At 59.6% G+C, this 21,314-nt stretch carries 21 protein-coding genes and 1 tRNA gene; 9 read left to right on the plus strand and 13 right to left on the minus strand.

Annotated features, from left to right (window positions below; genetic code table 11):
- Positions 1-6: 6 nt before the first annotated feature.
- Both WMP96_RS02255 and WMP96_RS02260 read right to left on the minus strand, forming a co-directional pair.
- Positions 7-555 (minus strand): DNA-3-methyladenine glycosylase, encoded by a 549-nt coding sequence (locus tag WMP96_RS02255; protein ID WP_301716435.1) that lies wholly within the window; start codon positions 553-555, stop codon positions 7-9.
- A complete protein-coding gene (locus WMP96_RS02260) occupies positions 555-1,418 on the minus strand; it encodes a polysaccharide deacetylase family protein (RefSeq protein ID WP_301716436.1) in 864 nt (287 codons plus the stop codon). The genes WMP96_RS02255 and WMP96_RS02260 overlap by 1 nt, the downstream gene beginning before the upstream one ends.
- A gap of 167 nt (positions 1,419-1,585) precedes the next feature.
- On the opposite strand from WMP96_RS02260, the gene WMP96_RS02265 reads away from it, so the two are divergent.
- Together WMP96_RS02265 and WMP96_RS02270 are read left to right on the plus strand one after the other, a co-directional pair.
- A tRNA-Ala gene (locus WMP96_RS02265) sits at positions 1,586-1,658 on the plus strand.
- Between the two features lie 208 nt (positions 1,659-1,866).
- Positions 1,867-2,115, plus strand: a complete 249-nt coding sequence (locus tag WMP96_RS02270) for a hypothetical protein (RefSeq protein WP_005329702.1) — start codon at positions 1,867-1,869, stop codon at positions 2,113-2,115.
- Here the strand turns inward: WMP96_RS02270 and WMP96_RS02275 are convergent.
- The 3 genes from WMP96_RS02275 to WMP96_RS02285 form a co-directional block, all read right to left on the minus strand.
- A complete protein-coding gene (locus WMP96_RS02275; RefSeq protein ID WP_023020214.1) occupies positions 2,112-2,582 on the minus strand; it encodes a GNAT family N-acetyltransferase in 471 nt (156 codons plus the stop codon). The two genes, WMP96_RS02270 and WMP96_RS02275, sit on opposite strands and share 4 nt — an antisense overlap.
- Positions 2,583-2,681: 99 nt before the next feature.
- A complete protein-coding gene (locus tag WMP96_RS02280) occupies positions 2,682-2,885 on the minus strand; it encodes a hypothetical protein (protein WP_005326240.1) in 204 nt (67 codons plus the stop codon).
- A gap of 133 nt (positions 2,886-3,018) precedes the next feature.
- Positions 3,019-3,756, minus strand: coding sequence for a hypothetical protein (locus WMP96_RS02285; protein WP_340432086.1), 738 nt, complete (start codon positions 3,754-3,756; stop codon positions 3,019-3,021).
- 282 nt (positions 3,757-4,038) lie between these two features.
- Here WMP96_RS02285 and WMP96_RS02290 point away from each other — a divergent pair, with 282 nt between their 5' ends.
- The gene (locus WMP96_RS02290) at positions 4,039-4,971 is read left to right on the plus strand and encodes a methylenetetrahydrofolate reductase (protein WP_301716437.1); all 933 of its coding nucleotides are present in this window, start codon (positions 4,039-4,041) and stop codon (positions 4,969-4,971) included.
- Positions 4,958-7,228 (plus strand): 5-methyltetrahydropteroyltriglutamate--homocysteine S-methyltransferase, encoded by a 2,271-nt coding sequence (metE, locus tag WMP96_RS02295; protein WP_301716438.1) that lies wholly within the window; start codon positions 4,958-4,960, stop codon positions 7,226-7,228. The genes WMP96_RS02290 and metE overlap by 14 nt, the downstream gene beginning before the upstream one ends.
- A gap of 48 nt (positions 7,229-7,276) precedes the next feature.
- On the opposite strand, the gene WMP96_RS02300 is transcribed toward metE, so the two are convergent.
- Complete coding sequence (locus WMP96_RS02300; protein ID WP_340432089.1) at positions 7,277-7,915, minus strand: DedA family protein; 639 nt, start codon at positions 7,913-7,915, stop codon at positions 7,277-7,279.
- Between the two features lie 142 nt (positions 7,916-8,057).
- On the opposite strand from WMP96_RS02300, the gene WMP96_RS02305 reads away from it, so the two are divergent.
- Complete coding sequence (locus tag WMP96_RS02305; protein ID WP_248099362.1) at positions 8,058-9,695, plus strand: dihydroxyacetone kinase family protein; 1,638 nt, start codon at positions 8,058-8,060, stop codon at positions 9,693-9,695.
- On the opposite strand, the gene WMP96_RS02310 is transcribed toward WMP96_RS02305, so the two are convergent.
- Positions 9,655-10,314: an HAD family hydrolase gene (locus WMP96_RS02310; RefSeq protein ID WP_301716439.1), complete on the minus strand. Its 660-nt coding sequence runs from the start codon at positions 10,312-10,314 to the stop codon at positions 9,655-9,657. The genes WMP96_RS02305 and WMP96_RS02310 overlap by 41 nt on opposite strands.
- Positions 10,315-10,383: 69 nt before the next feature.
- Here WMP96_RS02310 and WMP96_RS02315 point away from each other — a divergent pair, with 69 nt between their 5' ends.
- The 4 genes from WMP96_RS02315 (at position 10,384) to WMP96_RS02330 (ending at position 14,142) form a co-directional block, all read left to right on the plus strand.
- Positions 10,384-10,914: a peptidylprolyl isomerase gene (locus tag WMP96_RS02315; protein WP_034656094.1), complete on the plus strand. Its 531-nt coding sequence runs from the start codon at positions 10,384-10,386 to the stop codon at positions 10,912-10,914.
- Positions 10,915-11,023: 109 nt separating this feature from the next.
- On the plus strand, positions 11,024-11,677 hold the full coding sequence (locus WMP96_RS02320; RefSeq protein WP_239206158.1) for a rhomboid family intramembrane serine protease: 654 nt from the start codon (positions 11,024-11,026) through the stop codon (positions 11,675-11,677).
- 306 nt (positions 11,678-11,983) lie between these two features.
- On the plus strand, positions 11,984-13,441 hold the full coding sequence (locus WMP96_RS02325; RefSeq protein WP_340432094.1) for a phytoene desaturase family protein: 1,458 nt from the start codon (positions 11,984-11,986) through the stop codon (positions 13,439-13,441).
- Between the two features lie 5 nt (positions 13,442-13,446).
- The gene (locus tag WMP96_RS02330) at positions 13,447-14,142 is read left to right on the plus strand and encodes a CPBP family intramembrane glutamic endopeptidase (RefSeq protein WP_301716441.1); all 696 of its coding nucleotides are present in this window, start codon (positions 13,447-13,449) and stop codon (positions 14,140-14,142) included.
- Here WMP96_RS02330 and WMP96_RS02335 read toward each other — a convergent pair.
- The 6 genes from WMP96_RS02335 to WMP96_RS02360 all read right to left on the minus strand — a co-directional run bounded on the left by WMP96_RS02335 (position 14,139) and on the right by WMP96_RS02360 (position 21,313).
- Positions 14,139-14,717 carry a hypothetical protein gene (locus WMP96_RS02335; RefSeq protein ID WP_340432097.1) on the minus strand — a complete coding sequence of 193 codons (579 nt, stop codon included), beginning with the start codon at positions 14,715-14,717 and terminating at the stop codon, positions 14,139-14,141. The genes WMP96_RS02330 and WMP96_RS02335 overlap by 4 nt on opposite strands.
- A gap of 75 nt (positions 14,718-14,792) precedes the next feature.
- Complete coding sequence (gene crgA / locus WMP96_RS02340) at positions 14,793-15,062, minus strand: cell division protein CrgA (RefSeq protein WP_005326260.1); 270 nt, start codon at positions 15,060-15,062, stop codon at positions 14,793-14,795.
- 64 nt (positions 15,063-15,126) lie between these two features.
- A complete protein-coding gene (gene pknB, locus WMP96_RS02345; RefSeq protein WP_301716443.1) occupies positions 15,127-17,085 on the minus strand; it encodes a Stk1 family PASTA domain-containing Ser/Thr kinase in 1,959 nt (652 codons plus the stop codon).
- A 3-nt stretch (positions 17,086-17,088) separates the two neighbouring features.
- Positions 17,089-18,534 (minus strand): serine/threonine-protein kinase, encoded by a 1,446-nt coding sequence (locus tag WMP96_RS02350; RefSeq protein ID WP_248099357.1) that lies wholly within the window; start codon positions 18,532-18,534, stop codon positions 17,089-17,091.
- Positions 18,534-19,964, minus strand: a complete 1,431-nt coding sequence (locus WMP96_RS02355) for a penicillin-binding transpeptidase domain-containing protein (protein ID WP_248099356.1) — start codon at positions 19,962-19,964, stop codon at positions 18,534-18,536. Before WMP96_RS02355 ends, WMP96_RS02350 begins: the two co-directional genes overlap by 1 nt.
- The gene (locus WMP96_RS02360; protein ID WP_301716444.1) at positions 19,961-21,313 is read right to left on the minus strand and encodes an FtsW/RodA/SpoVE family cell cycle protein; all 1,353 of its coding nucleotides are present in this window, start codon (positions 21,311-21,313) and stop codon (positions 19,961-19,963) included. Before WMP96_RS02360 ends, WMP96_RS02355 begins: the two co-directional genes overlap by 4 nt.
- Between the last annotated feature and the right edge of the window lies 1 nt (position 21,314).

Here is a 21,314-nt window from a genome sequence, read left to right on the forward strand (position 1 = left end):
TCCTCGTTACTTTTTGGGATAGCCGCGGCGGCCCGAGACGGTTTTATCGAAAGGGATCCAAAACCGCAGGGGTGCTTCCTTGTTGTTCGAGATGCCGATGCGCGGTCCGCGTACCCATTCTGGTTCGGAAGTTCGCTCAACAATCTGAATTGGTTGGTGGTTATCTTCCAACGTGAAGCCTAAGGCCTTGCCCAAGTTTCCTGGCCCGCGGGCAAGATTATGAAAATCGGTGGTGCCGCGGCGGGCGAAGGCGATATCGGCGCCCTCGATGATTTCGCCGCCGCGCAGCAGGCAGCCTTGGCCGGTGCCATCAGGGGCGCAAACGATATTGACGTTGCGGTGGATACCATAAGAAATATAGACGTAGAACCTACCCGGCGGACCGAACATGGCCGCATTGCGCGGGGTCTTGCCATTGAAGGTATGTGCAGCGGAATCCTCGGCACCGAGGTAAGCCTCAACCTCCGTGAGGCGGATGCTTACCCCGGCATGGGTGAGGGTACAGCCGAGGAGTTGGGGAGCGACGGCGTCGGCAGTCAGGGCAAAATCAATCATTAACCACGAGCGTAGTAGCGCTTACCTGCCACGGGGGTGCGTAGGAGGCGATCTAGGCTAACTGGCTCGAGGCCCTTGGCGCGCAGGCCGTCGATAACGCAATCGGCGGCGTCCACGGTGGTGGGGTGGATATCGTGCATCAACACTATGGAGCCGGCGCGGGCGCCTTGGACGGCCGCGGAGCACACATGGTCGGAGTTGCGGTCCTTCCAATCCACGGTGTCGACGTCCCACAACGCTTGGGAGACGCCCTTATCGCGGGTGGCCTGATCCACGGTGGCGTTGGTCGCGCCATAGGGCGGGCGTACCCAGCGCGTGCCTTGGCCGGTGGCCTTTTTGATGGCGGCATTGCCGGCGTCGATTTCCTGGGATACCTGGTCATAGGACAGGGTGTTGAGCTGGCGGTGGCTCTTGGTGTGGTTGCCGATGGTGTGGCCCTCGGCCTTCATGCGCTTGAGCAGCTCAGGATGCTGATATGCGTTGGGGGCTAGCACCATGAAGCTTGCGTGCGCGTTCTTCGCCTTGAGCTTGTCCAGTAGGCGGTTGGTCTCGGCACCGGGGCCGTCGTCATAGGTGATAGCTACGCAATTGGCACAGTCGACGCCACCTTCGCTGCGCGGCTGCGGCTTCTTTGGAGCTGGGGCGGCGGGTGCCTTCTTCCCGGGGGCAGAGTGTGGAAATGCCTGGGAGCTGAAATCTTCGACCTGTGCGCGGGCATCCTCGAGGCGATGGTTGATTTCTCCTTGAATATCCGTGCTTGAAGATGCAGGCAATCGCGGGATTTGCGGTAACTGTGCATGAGCGGCTGCTGGCATGGCGGCGGCAATAAGCACGGTGAGTGCAGAGGTGAGGATGCGGCGCATAGTGTTCCTAAAAATGAGGGAAAGTGGACATGATGTGCCCATGACCCTAGCGCCCGAATGTAACCAAAGTGATAGGACATGCCTAAAGTGTCCAAAGTGATTTGAGTGGTTCAGGTTTTAAGCGGTTTGTGGTTGCTTCGGCTGCGGTAGTAAAGTGTGTAGGCACTGGGGCATTAGCTCAATTGGTAGAGCATCTGCTTTGCAAGCAGAAGGTCAGGAGTTCGATTCTCCTATGCTCCACAGCATGAAGTCCGGTTTCCTCTTCGGAGGGCGCCGGACTTTTCTCTGCGCAAGGGCAGCTAGGGGGCGATGTCGCGATTTTTCGATGTAAACTCCATTTTTGTCGGCGGAAATGGCAGGGATGTACGCGCACGGTCGCGGGGAGGAAATTTTAAGTACAGTAAGTGGGGAATTATTACTATTACGCGAAACCATTAGGAGACTAACCATGGCCGCCAACGTTCGCTACAACGATCCCTTTACCTCCACAGAGAAGAAAGTCTCGGCGCCGGAAGGCGCAGAATACGTTGTGGTGCGCAAACGTGGCGAGGCCGCAGTGGATGGCGAGGTCATGAGCTTTCACGGCACTCGTGAAGAGGCGCGCGAGGCGGTTATGGCTGGGCTGACCGAGGAATTTAAGACGGCCGTGGATAATGAGCCGATTTACGTTACGCACGCCCGCCTGCGCTCGCTTTAGAAGCGCTTCAGCATCACAAAGTGTCCCTCGTGGCTGCCCACGTGTTCAAAGCCGAGGTGCTCATAGAGCCCCTTGGCGCGGGGGTTATCGGGGTGGACGGCTAGCGAGATGCCGGGGGCATGCAGGGTGTAGGCGAGGGAAATAGCGGCGTCGATAAGCGCGGTGGCAATGCCCTGTCCCTTATAGCGGGCCTCGACCGCGATGGCGAGCTCCGGAATGGCGGGCTCGACAAAGCCAAATCCGTGGTTGTCCTCCGTGCCCCAATTGAGCCACACGCCACCGGCCGGGACAAGCTCCTCCCAGGCGATGAAACCGCCCTGGTTGGGATCCCAATTTTCCACGTAGAAGGCAAAATCAGCGGCGAAGTCAGGGGAGAGCTCGCCGTGCTCGTCACCGAAAGTATCGGTGAGGAAGTTGAGGCGGGCGAGGTAGGTGCGGTCAGATTCTTGGGTTGCGCGAAGTTCCATGGAATCCACGATAGACGCCAGTGGTGCAGCACGGGGTACGCATGCGAAAATCCCCTCCGCACAGGACAGTGACCTGTGGGGAAGGGATGTGGCTGCCGCTTAGGCGAGGTGGTAATTGCGGACGTCGTGACCGTTAAACTCGCGCTCGATACCGGCCTCGTCTACGGAGTGGAAAGTGGTTCCGTTATCGATGGCGAAGCGCAGGTTATCCACGCGAGAGGAAGGGTCTTTAGACACCGCACCCGCTGGGAAGTAGTACGTTGAGCCGTCTTTGAGCTTGACGGTGAGGGACTCAAAGCTCATTGTTCATCTCCTTGTAGAAAGATCCCTAATGTGGGAATTCAATCAAGAGATTTTTGTCTAAGCAAAGAAATGAGATCTAGGCAACGCTGAATATACCCCCACGGCGGGGTGGAAAGCGTATTTATTCTTTGGTCTACAGGCGGTGCTTGCCCTCGTTTTGGTGGTCATCGGTGATGCGGGTGGTGTCGGCCGGCTGAGCTGCTTCTTCTTCGCGGTGCTTGGCCAGCTGTTCGTCGATGGAACCCAGCAGTTCCTCATCGCGTACAGCGCCTTCCTCAACGAGGTCAGACTGGGTGTCATTCTCGCTGGTGGAGGTGTAGACCAAGGTGGACTCAGGGGCGGTGTGGGAGGCGGACTGGAAGTCATCCACGGGCGGTGGGGTCTGGGATGGCTTGTCGTTGGAGCGCAGCCAGTAGTAGGCGGCACCGGCCGCGGCGGAAAGCACAGCGATAATGCCGGCGAAGATCCAGCCCTTGGAGGACTTCTGCTTCTTCTGTTTCTTGGCTACCTTGGCGGACTTCTTCTTGAGGTTCTTCTGCGCCTTCTGAGAATCCTTTTTGGCCTGCTTGCGGGCCTTCTTAGCCTTCTTGGTGGCCTCTTCCTTGGCGTCGTTCAGGCGCTCGGTGGCGTCCTCGCGGTAGTTGTTGAACTCCTCCAGGGCGCGCTCGAGGCGGGAGTGTGCGGCGCGGGTGACGGCGCCCGCCTGGCGGCGGGACTCGGCGAAGCTGCCGTTATCGCGCTCGTCCATCTTTTGCGCAGCCTCCTCTAGGGCGGTGTAGGCTTCGCGGGACTTTTCTTCGCGGTAGTTGTTGAACTGGCTCCACAGGTTCGATGCGGTCTTGAAGGCCAGGTTCAATGTGGTGGGGTTCATGGGGTGGAACACTCCTTAACTCAGATTTATCAATTCGCTTTCACCCAGCATAGTGACGTAGTGGGTGGTGTACCACCGTGAGCGCGGCGGCGTGCTGGGGGAACGGGTCACAAATAGACCGCTTGGTTCAGAATGTGCGATTATTATTCAGCCAATTTTTCGCCAACCTCGCAGTTTGCGGGCTTGCAATGGTAATACCATTGCAAAATCGCTACCGCACAAACTGAACAGCTTGGTACGTTTTTGTCAACGCACCGACGACGACCAGCAAAGGAGGTGACTATGAGCCCGCGACTTTCGGCTTCCGCGCCCTTGGATTATGAAAGCGAAGAGGAATCCCATGTACCTGAGCGCCTCGCCCTTTCCTTCGAGGTAATCCCACCGCGCCACGATGCCGATGCCGCCAAGATCGACCGCCTGCTAGAGGTCCTGGAAAGCTATCACCCCGATTACATCGCGGTAACCAGTTCCCAGCGCTCCGGCTGGCTAGAGGGAACCGCGGCCTTCATTGAGAAAATCTCGCAGAACACCGCTATGCGCCCGCTGGCGCACCTGGCGTGCACGGCCGGCTCGCGCGACGAGCTCATCGGGTGGATTAATCGCTTGGTAGATGCCGGAGTGCGTGGCCTGCTAGCTCTGCGGGGTGACCTCCCTGAAGGGGGCATGCCAGAACACTACCTTCAGCATGCCGATGAACTGGTTCGCCTCATCCGGGAATTGGAGAGCCACCAAGCGGCCCGCTTTGCTGCCGGCCGACTCGCAGTAAGCGTGGCGTGCTATCCCAGCGGCCATGCTGAATCCAAGAACGAGGACGAGGACTTCGACGTCCTGCTCAATAAGCAGCGCCTCGGCGCGGACTTCGCCATCACCCAACTCTTTTTTGATGCCGAGGATTTCCTCCGCTTCGCCCAAAGGGCGGAGTTGGCCGGGGTGAAAATTCCCCTTATTCCGGGGATTATGCCCATGACCAGCCTGCGCCGGTTGGAACGAATGGGGCAGCTGTCCGGGCTTGCCGTACCCGAAAGGGTGCGCACTCGGCTCGCGGCAGCGAAAACCCCAGAAGAGGAATACGAAATCGGCATGGAGCTTAGCGCCCAATTGGCCCGCACCATCGTGGCCGGGGGAGCGGAAGGCCTCCATATCTATACCCACAACAATCCCGACATTACGCAAGACCTGTTATCTCGAATCGGAGTAAACAATGACGAACAATAATTTCCCCAAGGCGACGATTGAAGGCTATCCGCGCGTTGGTGCTAACCGCGAGCTCAAGCGCGCGCTGGAATCCTACTGGGCCGGCCGCATCGATGCAGAGACCTTCGAGTCCGCCGCACACTCTCTGCGCCTGGATACTTATAACCGCCTGCGCGACCTCGGTCTTACTGAGGACTACGCCATTCCTGCCGACGTCGCTTACTACGACCAGGTGCTCGAGACCGCACTGACCGTAGGCGCCGTAGCCGGCGAAACCCTGGATGATGAGTTCACCTTGGCCCGCGGCAATAAGGACACCGCGCCGCTAGAGATGACTAAGTGGTTCGATACCAACTACCACTACATCGTCCCGGAAATTTCTGATGACCAGGATTTTAAGGCGCGCCCACAGCGCGTTATCAAGCTGGTGGAAGAAGCCCGCGCAGCAGGCCACACCGTGCGCCCATACCTCGTCGGCCCGGTTACCCTGCTGGCCCTGTCCAAGCAGGCCGAGGGCGCGACCAAGTCCCCGCTCGACCGCTTGGATGATGCCGTCAAGGCCTACCAGGAGGTACTGGCCGAGCTGGATAAATCCGGCGTGAAGTGGGTACAGCTGGCCGAGCCTGCCCTGGTAGCGGACCTGACCGTTGCCACCGATGAGGAGCTTGCTGCCCACATCAAGAGCGCCTATGAGGCCATCTTGGGTGCGGATAACCGCCCGCAGGTCTACCTCACCACCCCTTATGGCTCCGCGCGCAAGGGCCTTGAGGTCTTGGCGGAACTTAAGCCAGAGGCCGTCCAGGTGGATCTGTCCGTGGGCACCTTGGCTCTCGATGAGGGCTACCTTGAGCGCGTGAAGAAGCTGAACTCTCACGTGGTTGCCGGGCTTATCGACGGCCGCAATGTCTGGGCCGCCAACCTGCGTGACCTGCGCTCCAAGTACGAGGACCTAGAGAGCAGCCTCGACTCCCTGTCCGTATCGACCTCCGTATCCTTGCAGCACGTGCCGCACACCGTGGAGGCAGAAACCAAGCTGCCTGCAGACGTCGCCACCTGGTTCTCCTTCGCCAACGAGAAGGTCAAGGAAGTCGTCGCCCTCTCCCAGGGTCCGCTGGAGGCACCAGAGGCTTATAGCATCAGCGACCGCGCAGTGCGCACCCGTGCCGAATCCGAGCGCATCCACAACGCGGCGGTGAAGGCGCGCATCGAGGAGCTGCCGGCCGGCGAGGTCAAGCGCGAGCCCGCCTTTGCCGAGCGCAACGAGGCGCAAAAGGAACTCGGCCTGCCGCAGCTGCCGACTACCACCATCGGTTCCTTCCCCCAGACCAAGGAAATCCGCCAAGCACGTGCGGCGCACCGCAAGGGCGAGCTTTCCGACGCCGATTACAACGCCGCACTCAAGGATGAGGTCAAGTCCGTCATCGAGCTGCAAGAGCGCCTCGGCCTCGATGTACTTGTACACGGCGAGCCAGAGCGCAATGATATGGTCCAGTACTTTGCCGAGCTGCTCGATGGTTTCGTAACCACCGAAAACGGCTGGGTCCAGTCTTATGGCTCCCGCTGCACCCGCCCGCCAATAGTCGTAGGCGACATCTCCCGCCCGGCTGCGATGACCACCGAGTGGTCCAAGTACGCCCAGTCGCTCTCGGAGCACCACGTCAAGGGCATGCTTACCGGCCCGGTGACTATCCTGGCCTGGTCCTTCGTGCGTGATGACGTCCACCAGTCCATCTCTGCGGACCAGCTCGGCGTCGCGCTGGCGGATGAGGTCCGGGACTTGGAAGAGGCCGGCATCGACATCATTCAGATCGATGAACCCGCCTTGCGTGAACTGCTGCCTTTGCGTGAGGAAGACCGCAGGGCCTACCTGGACTGGGCCGTGCGCTCCTTCCGCCTCGTTGCACTCGAGGCCAAGCCGACCACCCAGATCCACACCCACCTGTGTTACTCCGAGTTCGGCCAAATCATCGATGCCGTTGCCGGCCTCGATGCCGATGTCACCTCCATCGAGGCGGCCCGCTCCCGCATGGAACTGCTCGAAGATATCGACGAGACCTTCCATTCCGAGATTGGCCCGGGCATCTACGATATCCACTCCCCACGCGTGCCCTCCGTGGCGGAGATGGCCGAGCTCATCCGCGCTGCGCTCAAGCACGTGCCGGTCGAGCGCCTGTGGGTTAATCCAGACTGCGGCCTTAAGACTCGCGGCTACGAGGAGACCGAGGCCTCCTTGCGCAATATGGTGCTGGCTCGCGATGAGGTACGTGATTCCCTCTAAGTCCTCTTAACCTCATAGAATCCCGGCTGGGAAATGGGCAACTAGCCCTTAACTGGCCGGGATTTCGCGCTTTGCCTTGCGGCGCTTGTTGATCCACCCGATGATCATCGGCAGCACGGAAATTGCCACCACAATCAGCATGATGATGTCGATGGAGTGAGCAATGCCCGGGATACCGCCCAGAAGTACGCCGACCAGCAGCATGGAGCCTACCCAGCCGATGCCACCGAGGATATTCCAGCGCAAGAAGGAGGAGTAGCTCATTTCCGCGGTGCCGGCGGCGAAGGGGACGAAAGTGCGCACGATTGGTACGAATCGGCCCAATACAAGGGCCACCGGGCCGTGGCGCTGGAAGAAGTCTTCCGCGCTATCGAGGTGTTCGGTGCGCAGAACGCGGGCATCGTCCTTGAAAAGCTTGCGGCCAAAGCGGCGGCCCAAGTAGAAGCCCACCTGGTCGCCGGCAAAGGCGGCCACCGCGGCCACGACAAAGAGCAGCCAGGCGTTGATGTCGAGTTCGTGGCGCAGGATGGCCGCGGTAACGAGCAAAGAATCACCCGGCAGGAACGGGAAAAGCACGCCGGACTCGATGAAGATGACCACGGCGACGCCGAGCAGAATATAAGGTCCAAAGCTTTGGAGCAGGGAACCTGCGTCCATAAGGTTGTGGAGGGAGGACAAGAAATCCATGTGCGGATCCTTTCTTAGTGGTTCTTTTAGTATCCTCCGCAAACTGCAAAGTAGCTGCGAATCCACTGGGTGTCCGAATGGAACCGATATGTTTCTTTTCTCCTCCTAGCTTCCGGGTAAGAAACATCACTAGCCTGGGAGTATGAACCACTCCGCATTCCGTAATAGTCAAGACACTTTTCTCTCCGACGCCCTCGCTGGGCTCATCGCCAACCACCCCGATGCTCGCTGGCACGACGTTGGCTTCATTGGCCGCTCCACGCCGCTGCGCACCGCGGACGGTGATCCGGCAGTGGCGGTGATTTCCGGTGGCGGTTCCGGTCACGAACCGATGCATGCCGGGTTTGTCGGCCAGGGCATGCTCGCAGCGGCCTGCCCGGGGTTGCTCTTTACCTCCCCGAACGCGGTCCAGGTCAGCGAGGCCACCCAGTGGGCTGACCAGGGCAGGGGAGTAGTCCATGTGGTGAAGAATTACACCGGAGACGTCATGAACTTTACCGTCGCTCGCAACGCCGCCGAGGCGGTAGACACCCGCACGGTGCTGGTGGCCGATGATATTGCCACCGATGGCAATGAGGACGGCCCCGGTCGCCGCGGTACGGGTGCGACCATCCTGGTGGAAAAGGTCGCAGGAGCTGCTGCCTACCGCGGCGATGACGTGGATAAGGTTGCTGAATTAGGGCAGCGCGCCGCGGATAATTCTCGGAGCATGTCCGTGGCGTTGGGTGCCGGTTTTATGCCGACTACCGGCCGCGAGACCTTTGATCTTGCAGCCGGCCAGATGGAGGTGGGTGTGGGCATTCACGGTGAGCCGGGCACCCACACCGAGCAGGTAGATAGCGCGAGCGCTATCGTAAATCAGGTCCTGGATAAGATCGTGCCAGCCCTTGAGCTGGGTCAAGGCGATGAAGTGGTGTGCCTGGTCAACGGCCTAGGCGGCACCACCCCGCTGGAGCTGAGTTTGCTCTTTGGTGAGGCCGCCGCGCAGTTGGCCCAGCGTGGCGTCACCGTAGCCCGGTCGTTGGTGGGTTCCTATGTCACCGCGGTCAATATGCACGGTGCTTCCTTTACTCTGCTCAAGGCAGATGCGGAGCTGCTCGAGCTTGTCGACGCCCCCACTGCCGCCCCCGCCTGGCCGCACACCCTGGGCCGCGCGAAGGCGGTGGAACCCGCCACCATCACCTTCCAGGATGAACTTTCTACCGAGGGCGAAGAGAATCAGTGGCTCACCGCCTTTGTGGAACGCCTGCAAGCCTCTTTTGAAGCGCTTACTGAGCTAGACCGCCGGGCCGGCGACGGCGACTTTGGCCAGAACATGGAGGCTGCCTTCGGTGGCATCAAGCTTCCCCTGCGCGGTACGGATACCGAGATCTTCACCGGGCTGGCCAAGCGCCTGCTCGTCCTCGCCGGTGGTACCTCCGGCGCCGTATTCGGCACGCTCTTTAATGAATTGGCTCGGGCGGAGTCGCTGGCGGATGGGCTCAACGCAGCGGCTGACCTAATCCACGAGCTTGGCGGCGCCCAGCGTGGTGATCGCACCATGCTCGATGCCCTCATTCCGGCTGCAGAAAAAGCCCGCGAGCTAGGTGTGAAGGATCCGGATGCGGAGACCTTGCAGGCGCTTTTCGACGCCGCCCATGCCGGCGCCCTCGACACCGAGGATCTCGCGGCAAAGAAAGGCCGCGCCTCCTACCTGGGAGATCGCAGCAAGGGCGTTATCGATCCGGGCGCCATCGTGGTCAGCTGGCTCTTTGGGGGAGAGCCTCTCTCAGCGCACTAAGCGAGCTGAGATCTCCCTTACCGGTACGGTCGAGGTGGAGCGCATGCAGACCCGCTGTGCGAGCTCCCTGTACGTCGTTGGCCAGGGAATCGCCCACCATGAGTGTGTTTGCGGGGGTTACTTCGAGCTGGCGGCAAGCAGCGAGGTAGGCCTCCCGTTGTGGTTTGGGGCAGCCGAGGTCGACGGTGGGGATGAGGAGGACGTCGGCAAGCGCAAGGCCCGTAGCCTCCAGCTTCGCCTGCTGCATTTCGCGCTCGCCGTTGGTGAGTATGCCTACCTGAAAGCCGGACTCGAGAGCCCAGGTGAGGGTGGGCAGGGCGTCGGAAAAAGCGCGCCATTGCTCCCGATAGGCGGAAAGATAGCCGTCATAGGCGGCCAGCGCCTCGGCATCGCTCATTTCTTGGCCGAGGAATTCGCGGCAGCGCGCCGCGCGCTGGCCGTGGTGGGAGACCTCGCCGCGCTCATAGGCTTGAAACCACTTTCGTTCAATGGCCGCGAACCGCGCATGCTGGCCCTCGGGCAGGCCGAGCTGGCGGCACCATTGATCCACCGCGTCTCGAGCCGCGCCGGTGTGATCGAGCAAGGTGTCATCCAGATCAAAAAGAAGCGCGCGAATCATGCCTTCAGGCTAGCGCGATCGCTGACAGCGTTATGTCATGCGCGGCAGGCACGCGTTAAATTCTTTACAATGGCTGGCATGACTCAGAAGACCGCAACTGCAACGATGCATACCAACTACGGTGACATTGTTATCGATCTCTTCGGTAACCATGCACCGGTAACCGTTGAAAACTTCATCGGCCTGGCCAAGGGCGAGAAGGACTACTCCTCCCAGAACGCAAAGGGCGAGCAGTCCGGACCGTTCTATGACGGTGCAATCTTCCACCGCATCATCGATAACTTCATGATTCAGGGCGGCGACCCGACCGGCACCGGCCGCGGTGGCCCGGGATATCAGTTCCAGGATGAATTCCACCCGGAGCTGCAGTTCGACCGCCCATTCCTGCTGGCCATGGCTAATGCCGGCCCGGGCACCAACGGCTCCCAGTTCTTCATCACCGTGGCGCCGACCCCGCACCTGAACAACCACCACACCATCTTTGGCGAGGTAACTGACGCTGCTTCCCAGGAGGTTGTATCCAAGATCGCCAAGGTGGATACCGACCGCATGGACCGTCCGCACGAGGACGTTGTTATCGAGTCCATCGATATCGCGTAATCGCCTTTTTCCTCGGGCCCGTCACCGCATTATTCGTGCGGCGGCGGGCTCGTTGCAGTTTTCCCGAGCTATCCACAGCCAGACCCCCGCCTAAAGGACTGACAACTTCATGACCATGGTGAGAAACTATGTTCGCGCTACCCCAGCGACCGCGCTCATCGCCGCCGTCTGCATCATCGCTTGGCTGATTACCGCGGTGCAGGCGCGCACGCTAGGAGCCACCTTCTATGATTCCCCGCTCGCAGCGGATTGGGGCCTGTGGGGACCGGATTATCCCTTCCGCCCTCAGACTGCGCTGTCTTCGGAGTTCATGCACCTAGACGCGGGCCATTTGGCGGTGAATATGATCATGCTCTTGCTCATAGGCAGGGAAGTGGAGCGGACGCTTGGCACCGGGTTGTATCTTGCCGCTTATTTCACCTCTTGCCTAGGCGCATCCGCCATGATCTTGAAATTCGACTTCAATACCCCCACCGTCGGCGCCTCCGGTGCGCTCTTCGCACTCATGGTCATGCTGGTAGGTGCTTATCGCCAGCGCGGGCTCGATCTCCGCGCGCCCATCGCCTTGGTTGTGGCGAACGTGGCCTATACCTTCCTGGCCAATGGCGTATCCCTGTGGGGACACTTGGGTGGGTTGTGCACAGGCCTCGTGTTGAGCCTTTTTCTCTATCGAAAAAGCCCCTCTCTTCGCTGGGGCGGTGTTGTTGTGGTGGCCGCGGTAATCCTCGCGCTCTTAGCCCAACAAGCTGGGTTTTGGGGATAACTGTGAATTTTGATCACCGGAAAGCATGTGCGAAATAATTCCACAATGTTTATCCACAATGTGGATAACTACATTTTTGTAATTTACCGAACGCTTTTCCGGAGTTTTCCCTGATCGCGCTGGTCTAGACCGTGCGGAAGTAAGAAAATCCGCCTGTGGAAGTCCGTGAAAACAGTTATCCACAGGGTGTTAATAATTGTGTGAAATTCACATTTCACAGGCTTTCTCCACAGCCTGTGGATAACTTTCTACCCACTGTGTGAGCAAGACTGATAAATTTGGGTACTGACCTGCATAAGGAGCATTGTGGCTAATCAACCTCGCGCTGTGATCGTCGGCGCAGGACCTAATGGACTCACGGCCGCGGCGCGTTTGGCCATGGCTGGCTGGAGCGTGGATATCTACGAACGGGCCGACTGGGCCGGTGGTGCGGCAGCCTCCTCGGCGGAGATTTTTCCGGGCACGATTGTGGATCTCGGAGCGGCCGGGCACCCTTTTGGCGTGGCGAGTCCGGCGTTCCGCGCCCTCGATCTGGAATCCCATGGTTTGCGGTGGCTTAACGCCCCCTATCCCATGGCCCATCCGCTAGAGGGAGCCCCGGCCGGGGTCTTGCAGGGTTCCTTGGCGGATACGGCCGCGGAGTTGGGAGCCGATGCCCGCGCGTGGACGCGGTTGCACGGACACATTGTCCGGCACATTGATGAGCATGTGGGGAATGCACTAACGCCGCTGGTACGCTGGCCCGATCGCCCCGTGCGCTTGGCACAGTTCGGCGCGGCCGGCATCGTGCCCGCCAGTCAGCTCGGCCGAGCGGCCTTTGCTACGCCACAAGCCCGCGCCCTCTTTGCGGGCAGCGCGGTACACGCGATTACCTCGCCTACGAGGCCATTTACCTCCGCATTCGGCCTGCTCTTTGGCGGGCTAGGCATGACCCGCGGCTGGCCCGTAGTGGAGGGCGGCACCGGCGCTCTTATCGACGCCCTCTTAAACCTCCTCCGTTCCCATCATGCCCGCCTCCACACCGGATGCGAGGTTCGCGACCTGCGGGAATTGCCCGCAGCCGAGGCGATCATTGTGAACCTGACCCCGCAGCAGATCCTGGGGCTGCGTGGGCTGGAGCTTCCCAGCCGTGTTCGCCGGAGCCTGGCGCGCTGGCGATATGGCAGCGCCGTCTTCAAAGTGGATTTCCACCTCAGCGAGCCCGTGCCGTGGACCGACCCGCGCGTGGGCCAGGCCGGCACCGTGCATGTGGGAGGCACGGTGGAGGAGATCTGTAAGGCAGAGGGGGACGTTGGCAAGCGGCGCATGCCCGATCACCCCCTAGTAATGGCATGCCAACAATACGTGGCCGACCCTTCCCGTGGGCTTACGCTGTGGACTTATGCGCACGTCCCGCGCGGCTATGCGGAGCGCTATCCGGGTGAGGTAACCGAGCTGATTACTGCGCAGATCGAACGCTTTGCCCCCGGTTTTCGGGATACCATCCTGGCTACCCACGCCACTAGCCCGGCCGAGCTGGAGCGGTGGAATCCCAACCTGGTGGGCGGCGATATTGCCGGCGGATCCATGACTGGGCTGCAAACTCTCCTGCGGCCACGCCTTTCGCCCCATCCGCATCGCCTCGCTCCGAGAGTATATATGGCCTCCAGCTCCGCCGCTCCCGGTGCTGGTGTGCACGGTATGCCGGGATGGTGGGCCGCCGAGGAAGCACGGAACTCGCAAATAAAATCATTCCCAAGTATTAGACGGGGGATGGAACGTTAGACAGTATGATTACTGTATCGAAGAATTCTCAGCTTCATCCTCCGGTCCGAGGTGTGCATATGGCGTGGGCGGCAGCAAGTGTAGCTGCCATGTTCGCTGGTGCGGCGATTGTCGGTATCGCCTGTGGGCTGTTTTCCGGCGGGGAGCGGTCCTGGGTTGCCCTGGGGGTTTCACTAGGCGGCGCGATTAGTGGGTTGGGCATTTTATGGTACGGTTTCTGTCGGCGTCTAGGCTGGTCCCACCGCGAACTCGGATTTCTCCCCTGTACACATTCGCTTTGGCACCTCCTGTGGTGGATACCGCTTACCCTGCTGGGCGGTGGCGCGGCTACGGGAGTGATTGGATGGCTTTTTGGTACTGAGCAAAAATCTTCAAGTATTGCTGATGGTATAGGCATCAGTCCTGTTGCTTCTGTGCTCGCGGCCGTGTGCGGTGCAGTGGTCATTCCCCTAATCGAAGAAGTTGCCTTCCGACGAATCCTTTTTGATTGGTTGCAAGGAAAGATGCCTACCGCCACAGCTGCTTCCGCAACAGTGGCCATTTTTGCAGTAATGCACGGCATCCCCATGGTCGTGGTCTACCTCTTCTTTGCTGGCACATCACTTGTTGTGGCACGACTGTGGTTTAGATCCCTCACTGCGCCGTTTCTCATACACTGCGTAAACAACGCCGTGGTATTCCTGGTCGCACTTAACGGTTAATCCTGCTGTACCTTGGGTCGTGCTCGCCGCTGCCAAATAAGGAAGCCTGCGCCGATGAGCCAGAGAGTCGCAGCGGCGAAGTACCCAGGGATGGTCGTGGTGCGGGGCAAGTAGGAACTGCCTGGGACGAGTCCTGCTATGACAGGCTCGAGGAGGAAGCCTAGGACGGCGAGATAGTCGAACCACCGGAACTGGGCCGAGGCCGCGCCGGCCAGCCCCAATACTGGTCCAGAGAGGAGAGCCAGGATAAACCACTGGGCGTTGTACTCAAATGCCTCGCGCCAGTTGTACACACCGAAGACCACGAGCAAGGCGTAGTGCACGGCCAGCATCAAGACGATAATTCCCGTACCGGCCAGGAGAGCCTTTAGCCACCGGCCCGAGAATTTCTTGCCTATGAGGTAGCTAAAGATTCCCCACACCATGCCCGAGCCCAGGACGTTGCCTAGGTAGTTGCGCACGGAAAGCCGGAGGGGAGCGGCGCCGGTGAGTAGGGTGGGGTCGGCAAACGCGATGTGCACGGCCGCGTAGGCCACCGAAATGATGAGGCCAGCAGCAAGAATGTGGCGAGACATGTGGCTCCTAGATATGAAAAAACCCTCGCCACCTACAGGAAGCAGGGAGCGAGGGAACAGGCTGGGAGGTCTAGCTTAGCGCCACCCCATGGTCATCAGCAGGCCGATGATGGCCAAGCCAAAACCGATGCCATAATTCCAAGCGCCGAGGTCCGCCATGAATGGGATGTCCTGGCCAGCGAGGTAATTGACCACGAGCCACAGCAAGCCGATGACCATCAGGCCCAGCATGATGGCTACGTACCACTTCGGGGTGCCCTCCGAATTGATCTTGACGGGGGTGCGGTTGGTAGCAGAGCTCGAGGTAGGGACGGAGGAGCTCTGAGAAATCTTTGACTTCGGCATAAGATACCTTTTCTAGATTTAAGTTCTTATCTAAGTTCGTACTGAGACCTTAGGATACCAGCAGCTATGGCTGCGGCAGAAGTGCAGCGGGGTCGAAATTCCACAGGCGAACCTCAATGTTTTGATCCTTACGCATGGTATCGCCTGGATTCACAGAGGCCCAGCCAATCTTATTGCTATCCACCAGTGCGCCGGTAGGCACGGGCTCACCCGGCACTAGCTGGCCAGTCCAGCCAGCCGCGCGGAGTTCATCTTCGGCCTGCTTCTGACTCTGTCTTACCAGGTCAGGAGCCTTAAAGAGCATGCCATTGGAGACCTCAACGGTGACCGGCTTGCCCTTTTCCAGCTCCGCGCCCTCATTGGATACGCTCAGCACCGTGCCCTTCGGCTCCAAAGAATCGACCTCGCGCACGTCTACATCAAAGTCATTGGATTCGAGGCGGCTTTGGGCATCTTCTACATTCATGCCGGAAACATCGGGTACGCGCTTCTTTTCGACGCCCTTAGACACCGTCACCCGTACCTTCGATCCCTTGGATAGTTGGGTGCCGCCGGCAGGATCCTGCTTGATGATTTGGCCGGCTGGTGCTTCATCGTTTTCCTCCGAAACGTCGGAGTTGAGTGCCAAGCCGGCCTCTTCGAGGGCCTGGGAGGCCTCGTCCAAGGTCATGCCGGTGATGTCCGGGACATCAGTAATTTCCTTACCGGAGGACACAGTCAACGTTACCGAGGCATTCTTTTGCAGCTCGGAACCCGGGGCGGGGTTGATGCGGATGACATTATTGCGAGGGATATCCGGGTTGGCTTCCTCGTTGACGGTAACCTGCAGGCCCATGTCTTCGAGTTCCTTAACCACCTCATTGCGTGGGCGGTTTTCCACCTCTGGCACGATGATCTTGTCGTGCGGGGCAGATTGGGTCTGGCGTGGCTTTTCGGGATCCTTCTTGTCATTGGAGAAGAAGTCCCATGCGAAGTAGCCCACGATAGCTACCAAGAGGGCGGCCAAGAAGGCAGCCAACCACTTCATCCAGCCGCCGCCCTGCTTCTCATCCTCTTCGGAGGGGCGGGTGGATTGAATCGGTGCGCGGTGCGCTGCCGCGGGGGCCGCAGCGGCACCCACCATCTCGGTAGGCTGCTCGACCTCGTCCTCATTAACATGCATGCGCGCTGCCGCGGTGACCTGTCCATTGCGCAGGCGTTCCAAATCGCCGGCCATCTCCCAGGCGGATTGATAACGATCCGCAGGGTGCTTCGCCATTGCGGTAAGCACCACCGCATCGATATTGACGCGTTGGGTGGGGGTTAGTGAAGGATCCGCGATGAGCTCCGACGGTGGTGTCGGCTCTTCCTGTACGTGTTGATAAGCAACCGCAAACGGGGTTTCGCCCTCAAATGGGGTCTGACCGGTAAGGGCCTCGTAGAGCACGCAGCCCAGTGCATAGACGTCCGAGCGGGCATCCGCGTTCTTACCGCGGGCTTGCTCGGGAGAAAGATATTGGGCGGTGCCGATAACGGCGGAGGTTTGCGTCATCGCCGAGGTGGAATCATCCAAGGCGCGAGCGATGCCGAAGTCCATCACCTTCACCTGGCCGGTGTTGGTGAGCATAATATTTGCCGGCTTGATATCGCGGTGGATAATGCCGGCTTCGTGCGAGGCTTGCAGTGCATCCGCTACCGGTTTGAGGATATCCGCCGCTTCCTGGGCGGATAGTGCTCCATCCTCGCGAATGATATCGCGCAGGGTGCGTCCATTGACCCGCTCCATGACGATATACGGGATGGTCATGCCATCCAGCTCGGTTTCCCCGGTGTCATAAACCGCCACGATATTGGGGTGATTCAACTTGCCCGAGTTCTGGGCCTCGCGGTAAAAACGCTCCCGGAAATTGACGTCGCGCGCCATTTCCGGGCGGAGCATCTTTACCGCAACCTGGCGGCCTAGGACAGTGTCTTCGGCAGCATAGACCTCAGACATGCCGCCGGCGCCGATGATCTCGCCTCTCCGATAGCGGTCATTGACCATCGCTTAGTCACCCTCCTGTGTCAGTAAATCAGCCAAGTCTCCGGGGAGCTCATTAGCCTGCGAGTTTACTGGAGTATCCAGCTCAGGTGTGTTTTCAACGTGCGTATCCTGCGGATTCTGTTGCGTCGGTAGGGCCGGGGGCTGCTGTTGGTGGGTGGGCGAGTGGCGCGTGGGTGTCTCACGGTGAGTAGTACGCGGAGTCTCTTCTTGCTCCGTCTCCTGCGGCTCGGTCTCTGTCACCGTCACCGGTGCTGGGGCCTCTTCCGTATCTTCGTCCGGGGTGTCTTGGTGGGTGGTGGTGGGATCGCGGTACTCCGTAACCACCGAGGTTTCCGGCGTGCTGGAGGGTGCGCTCGTTCCCTCGCTATCGCTTAGCTGCTGGTAGGCAAGGTAACCACCGCCGGCCAAGGCCGCGAGGAGCAAGGTGATGCCCAGGCCCTTCAGAAAGGAGGAGCCACCCTTCGATTCCTTAACTGGAGCGGTTCCCGCTGCCGGATGGATCGTGGTGGGTTGGGCGACGTTGCCCAGCATCTCCGTCGAGGCGGACGGCGATGGTTCTGGTGCGCGCTGCGTTAGTGGAGCAGACTTGGGCTGCGGCGGGCGCTTGCCCAAGCGGACTGCGGAGATGGCTAGAGTGAACTCGTTGCCATCGGCGTAGCGGGTGGCCGGATCCTTGCGCAACGCAATGCGAATGAGCTCGCGCGCCGGGGCGCTGATATTTGTCGATAGCGGATCCGGCTCCTGATTGATATGCGCCAGGGCGATGGACACGGAGGAATCTCCGGTAAAGGGACGCTTGCCGGCGAGCATTTCATAGCCAACGACGCCGAGTGAATAGACGTCGGAAGCCGGCGTCACATCCTTTCCCTGTGCTTGCTCGGGAGACACATACTGTGCGGTGCCTACCACCATGCCGGTGCGAGTCAGCGGCACGGCTGCGGCTGCCTTGGCAATGCCAAAGTCCGTGATCTTGACCTGGCCATTTTGCGTAATGAGCAAGTTGCCGGGCTTAATATCGCGGTGCACGAGCTCCATGCGGTGGATGATGGACAGGCCATGCGCAGCCTGCTCGAGGACGTCGAGAGCCAGCTCCTCCTGCAGCGTATTTTCGCGCGCCAGCAGGTCTGCAAGGGATTCGCCACGGACGTATTCCAAGGCCATGAAACAGAATTTGCGGCCGTTGTCTTCCAACTCGCGGTAATCATAGGTGGCTACCACGTTCTCGGACTGAATAGATTCGGCCGATTTTGCTTCGTTGCGGAAACGCGAGAGGAACTCTTGGTTATCGGAAAACTCCGGGCGTAGAACCTTGAGCGCGACCTCCCGATCATTGCGGGTGTCATCGGCCAACCACACGGTGGACATTCCGCCGTGGCCGATTACCCACTGCAGCTCGTAGTCGCTGCCAATCAGTGCCTGGAGATGTTCCTTATTCTCGGCGCTATTCATTACTGCTCCCCCTGGTATGCGCGCAGGATAGCGCGGCCAATTGGGCCGGAAACCTTGCCGCCCGTCGCGGACTCACCTAAGTTACCACCATTTTTTACCACGACGCCCACTGCGATATCCCGCTCCGGATCGAAGGCAACGTACCACACGTGCGGGGCTAGGCCCTCGCCATGCTCAGCGGTACCGGTCTTGGAAGCAAAGCCATTGCCATCATATCCAGCGGAGGAACGCTCCGAGGCATACATCAAATCAGTAAGCGTAGCCGCAGTTTCCTCGTTAACCGCCTGGTCCGCCTTCTTTGGTTTGGTGGTGCGGATGTCCTTCATCTGGGAGTCGGTAATGCGATTGACCAGGTAAGGCTGCATGCGGGTGCCCTTATTGGCCACGGTGCCCGCCATAACAGCTGCTTGCAGCGCGGTCATGGTGACATCGCGCTGACCAATGGCGGACTGCGCCGTGGCCGCCCCATCCGGCAAATCGCCCAAGGTACCGGCGGAGGTGGAGACGCCCAGGTCATAGTTTTCTCCCACGCCAAAGGCCTTGGCATACTTGCGCAACTCATCTGCGCCGAGCTGCTCCGACATCTCCACAAAAGCGGTATTGCACGACAGTGCAAAGGCGGTCTGCAGGGTTACCGCATCTTGGCCGTTGCACTTTTGGTTGGCATAGTTAGTCAGCTCCGTCACCGTGTCTGGCAAGGTAATGACATTGGAACCGGTCAAGGTGGAGGAAGGATTAAAACCGTTGTTCAGACCGGCCGCGGCGGTGATGATCTTGAAAATTGAACCGGGAGGTAGCGTTTCTGCACCGGCGTGGTTGACCAGCGGCTGCCCCTCCTGCTCTTGCAGGCTGGCCCAAACATCTTCAGCGGAATCGCCCATCAGATCATTCGGGTTATAGCCAGGGTTGGAGGCCATAGCCAGAATCTTGCCGGTGGAAGGCTGAATGGCAACCGCAGAGCCCTCGTAACCCGGGCCCACAAGCTGATCATAGGCAGCCTGCTGGAGTGCAGGATCGATGGTGACCTCTACATTTGCGCCCTGCTTCGGCTTATCGGCCAGAGCATCGAGCCAGTTTTGCTTCATCAATGAATCATCGGTGCCATTGAGGATGTCATTTTGGGAGGACTCTAGTTCCGAGGCACCAAATTGGCTCGACAGGTAGCCGGTCAAGTTGCCAAAGGCCGGTGAATCAATGGGGTAGGAGCGCGAGTAGGTCTCGTCTGGATTCTGCGTCGACTGTGCCAATACGGTATTGCCCGCGAAGATCTGTCCGCGCGGGGTGGTCTGCATTTCCATGAAGCCGCGCATATTCCGCGGATTATGGGCGTATTTATCTTCAGAAAAAGCCTGAATCACCGTCAAGTTGACCAGCAAGATGGCCGTCAAAATGATGGCGAATAAGGACACTAGACGGATGGATCTATTCATCGGTGAGCCTCCTGGACCGACGGGAACATGGAGGTATCGCTCGGCGCATTGCTCGAGGTCTCCTGCATGGGGCGACGAGCCGCGTTAGAGATCCGCAGCAAGATCGCCAATAACACATAGTTAGCCATGAGAGAGGAACCACCGGCAGACATGAACGGCGTGGTCAAACCGGTCATCGGCAGCAGGGCGGAAATGCCGCCGGTGACCACAAAGACCTGGACTGCCAAGGTAAGAGAAAGACCGGAAGCCACCAGCTTGCCATAGGTATCGCGGGTGCGCAGCGCAGTGCCAAAGCCGCGGATGGCCAGCATACCGAAAAGCACCAGTACGCCGGCAAGGCCAATGAGGCCGAACTCCTCACCTATTGCGGCAAGGATGTAATCCGAGTGGGCCACCGGAACGAGTTCTGGATGCCCCTCGCCCAAGCCGCTGCCAGAGATGCCGCCGGAAGACAAGCCGAATAGCGACTGGGAGAGCTGGAAACCCGTGACGTCATAATTGCCCAGCGGGTCTAAGAAGTTAGAAAAGCGTTGCTGGATTTTCGCGGAGATCTGATAAATACCAAAACCGCCCACTCCGACGAGGACCACGCCGATAAGCAGCCAGCTCACGCGGCCGGTGGCCATGAATAGCATGCCAAGGACGGTGCTAAACAGCAGCAGCGCTGGGCCGAAGTCATTGGAGATACCCATGATGACGATCGCGATGGCCCAAATGATCAGGATGGGTGCGAGGTCGCGCAAGCGCGGCAGGGAGATACCCAGTACTCGGTATCCCGCCACGGTAAATAGGGAGCGCTTCTGCGTCAGCAGCATGGCAAAGAACAAGATCAGCAAGATCTTGGAGAACTCGCCGGGCTGGATGGAAAAGGGACCCAAGTTTAGCCAGATGCGTGCCTCCACGCCTGGAGGCTGCGGCCATACCAGCGGCAGGGCCAGCAGGACAAGGCCTGCGGCACCCAAGATATAGGAGTAGCGCGTCAGCGAGCGGTGATCCTTCAAAATGGCCAAGACCAGCACGAAGAGCACGAGTCCGACGATGGTCCACATGACCTGACGCACCGCGAGCCCGCTTTCATTCACCAAATCCAGGCGGGCCAGCATGATGAGCCCAATGCCATTGAGGATCGCCACGATGGGCAGCATGATCTGATCGGCATAAGGTGCTAAGAAGCACATCACCAGATGGGCGACGGTAAAGACGCCAATGAAACCGCCAATGAGATAAACCAGGTCCATGGTCAGAGCGTTGTCCTGGGAAAGCTCCAGGCTGACCAGGGTAATAGCGAAGACAATGGCGGCTAGGATGAGCAGGCCGAGTTCGGTCCCTCGGCTAAAAAACTTTTTCACA

It is taken from the genome of Corynebacterium sp. KPL4035, from assembly GCF_037908325.1.
In the GTDB taxonomy this organism is placed as follows: domain Bacteria; phylum Actinomycetota; class Actinomycetes; order Mycobacteriales; family Mycobacteriaceae; genus Corynebacterium; species Corynebacterium kefirresidentii.

Excerpts from the sequence above, each read along its gene's own strand:
- WMP96_RS02255 (WP_301716435.1), bottom strand. The coding sequence starts at position 555 with ATGATTGATTTTGCCCTGACTGCCGACGCCGTCGCTCCCCAACTCCTC.
- WMP96_RS02260 (WP_301716436.1), bottom strand. The coding sequence starts at position 1,418 with ATGCGCCGCATCCTCACCTCTGCACTCACCGTGCTTATTGCCGCCGCC.
- WMP96_RS02270 (WP_005329702.1), top strand. The coding sequence starts at position 1,867 with ATGGCCGCCAACGTTCGCTACAACGATCCCTTTACCTCCACAGAGAAG.
- WMP96_RS02275 (WP_023020214.1), bottom strand. The coding sequence starts at position 2,582 with ATGGAACTTCGCGCAACCCAAGAATCTGACCGCACCTACCTCGCCCGC.
- WMP96_RS02280 (WP_005326240.1), bottom strand. The coding sequence starts at position 2,885 with ATGAGCTTTGAGTCCCTCACCGTCAAGCTCAAAGACGGCTCAACGTAC.
- WMP96_RS02285 (WP_340432086.1), bottom strand. The coding sequence starts at position 3,756 with ATGAACCCCACCACATTGAACCTGGCCTTCAAGACCGCATCGAACCTG.
- WMP96_RS02290 (WP_301716437.1), top strand. The coding sequence starts at position 4,039 with ATGAGCCCGCGACTTTCGGCTTCCGCGCCCTTGGATTATGAAAGCGAA.
- metE (WP_301716438.1), top strand. The coding sequence starts at position 4,958 with ATGACGAACAATAATTTCCCCAAGGCGACGATTGAAGGCTATCCGCGC.
- WMP96_RS02300 (WP_340432089.1), bottom strand. The coding sequence starts at position 7,915 with ATGGATTTCTTGTCCTCCCTCCACAACCTTATGGACGCAGGTTCCCTG.
- WMP96_RS02305 (WP_248099362.1), top strand. The coding sequence starts at position 8,058 with ATGAACCACTCCGCATTCCGTAATAGTCAAGACACTTTTCTCTCCGAC.
- WMP96_RS02310 (WP_301716439.1), bottom strand. The coding sequence starts at position 10,314 with ATGATTCGCGCGCTTCTTTTTGATCTGGATGACACCTTGCTCGATCAC.
- WMP96_RS02315 (WP_034656094.1), top strand. The coding sequence starts at position 10,384 with ATGGCTGGCATGACTCAGAAGACCGCAACTGCAACGATGCATACCAAC.
- WMP96_RS02320 (WP_239206158.1), top strand. The coding sequence starts at position 11,024 with ATGACCATGGTGAGAAACTATGTTCGCGCTACCCCAGCGACCGCGCTC.
- WMP96_RS02330 (WP_301716441.1), top strand. The coding sequence starts at position 13,447 with ATGATTACTGTATCGAAGAATTCTCAGCTTCATCCTCCGGTCCGAGGT.
- WMP96_RS02335 (WP_340432097.1), bottom strand. The coding sequence starts at position 14,717 with ATGTCTCGCCACATTCTTGCTGCTGGCCTCATCATTTCGGTGGCCTAC.
- crgA (WP_005326260.1), bottom strand. The coding sequence starts at position 15,062 with ATGCCGAAGTCAAAGATTTCTCAGAGCTCCTCCGTCCCTACCTCGAGC.
- pknB (WP_301716443.1), bottom strand. The coding sequence starts at position 17,085 with ATGGTCAATGACCGCTATCGGAGAGGCGAGATCATCGGCGCCGGCGGC.
- WMP96_RS02350 (WP_248099357.1), bottom strand. The coding sequence starts at position 18,534 with ATGAATAGCGCCGAGAATAAGGAACATCTCCAGGCACTGATTGGCAGC.
- WMP96_RS02355 (WP_248099356.1), bottom strand. The coding sequence starts at position 19,964 with ATGAATAGATCCATCCGTCTAGTGTCCTTATTCGCCATCATTTTGACG.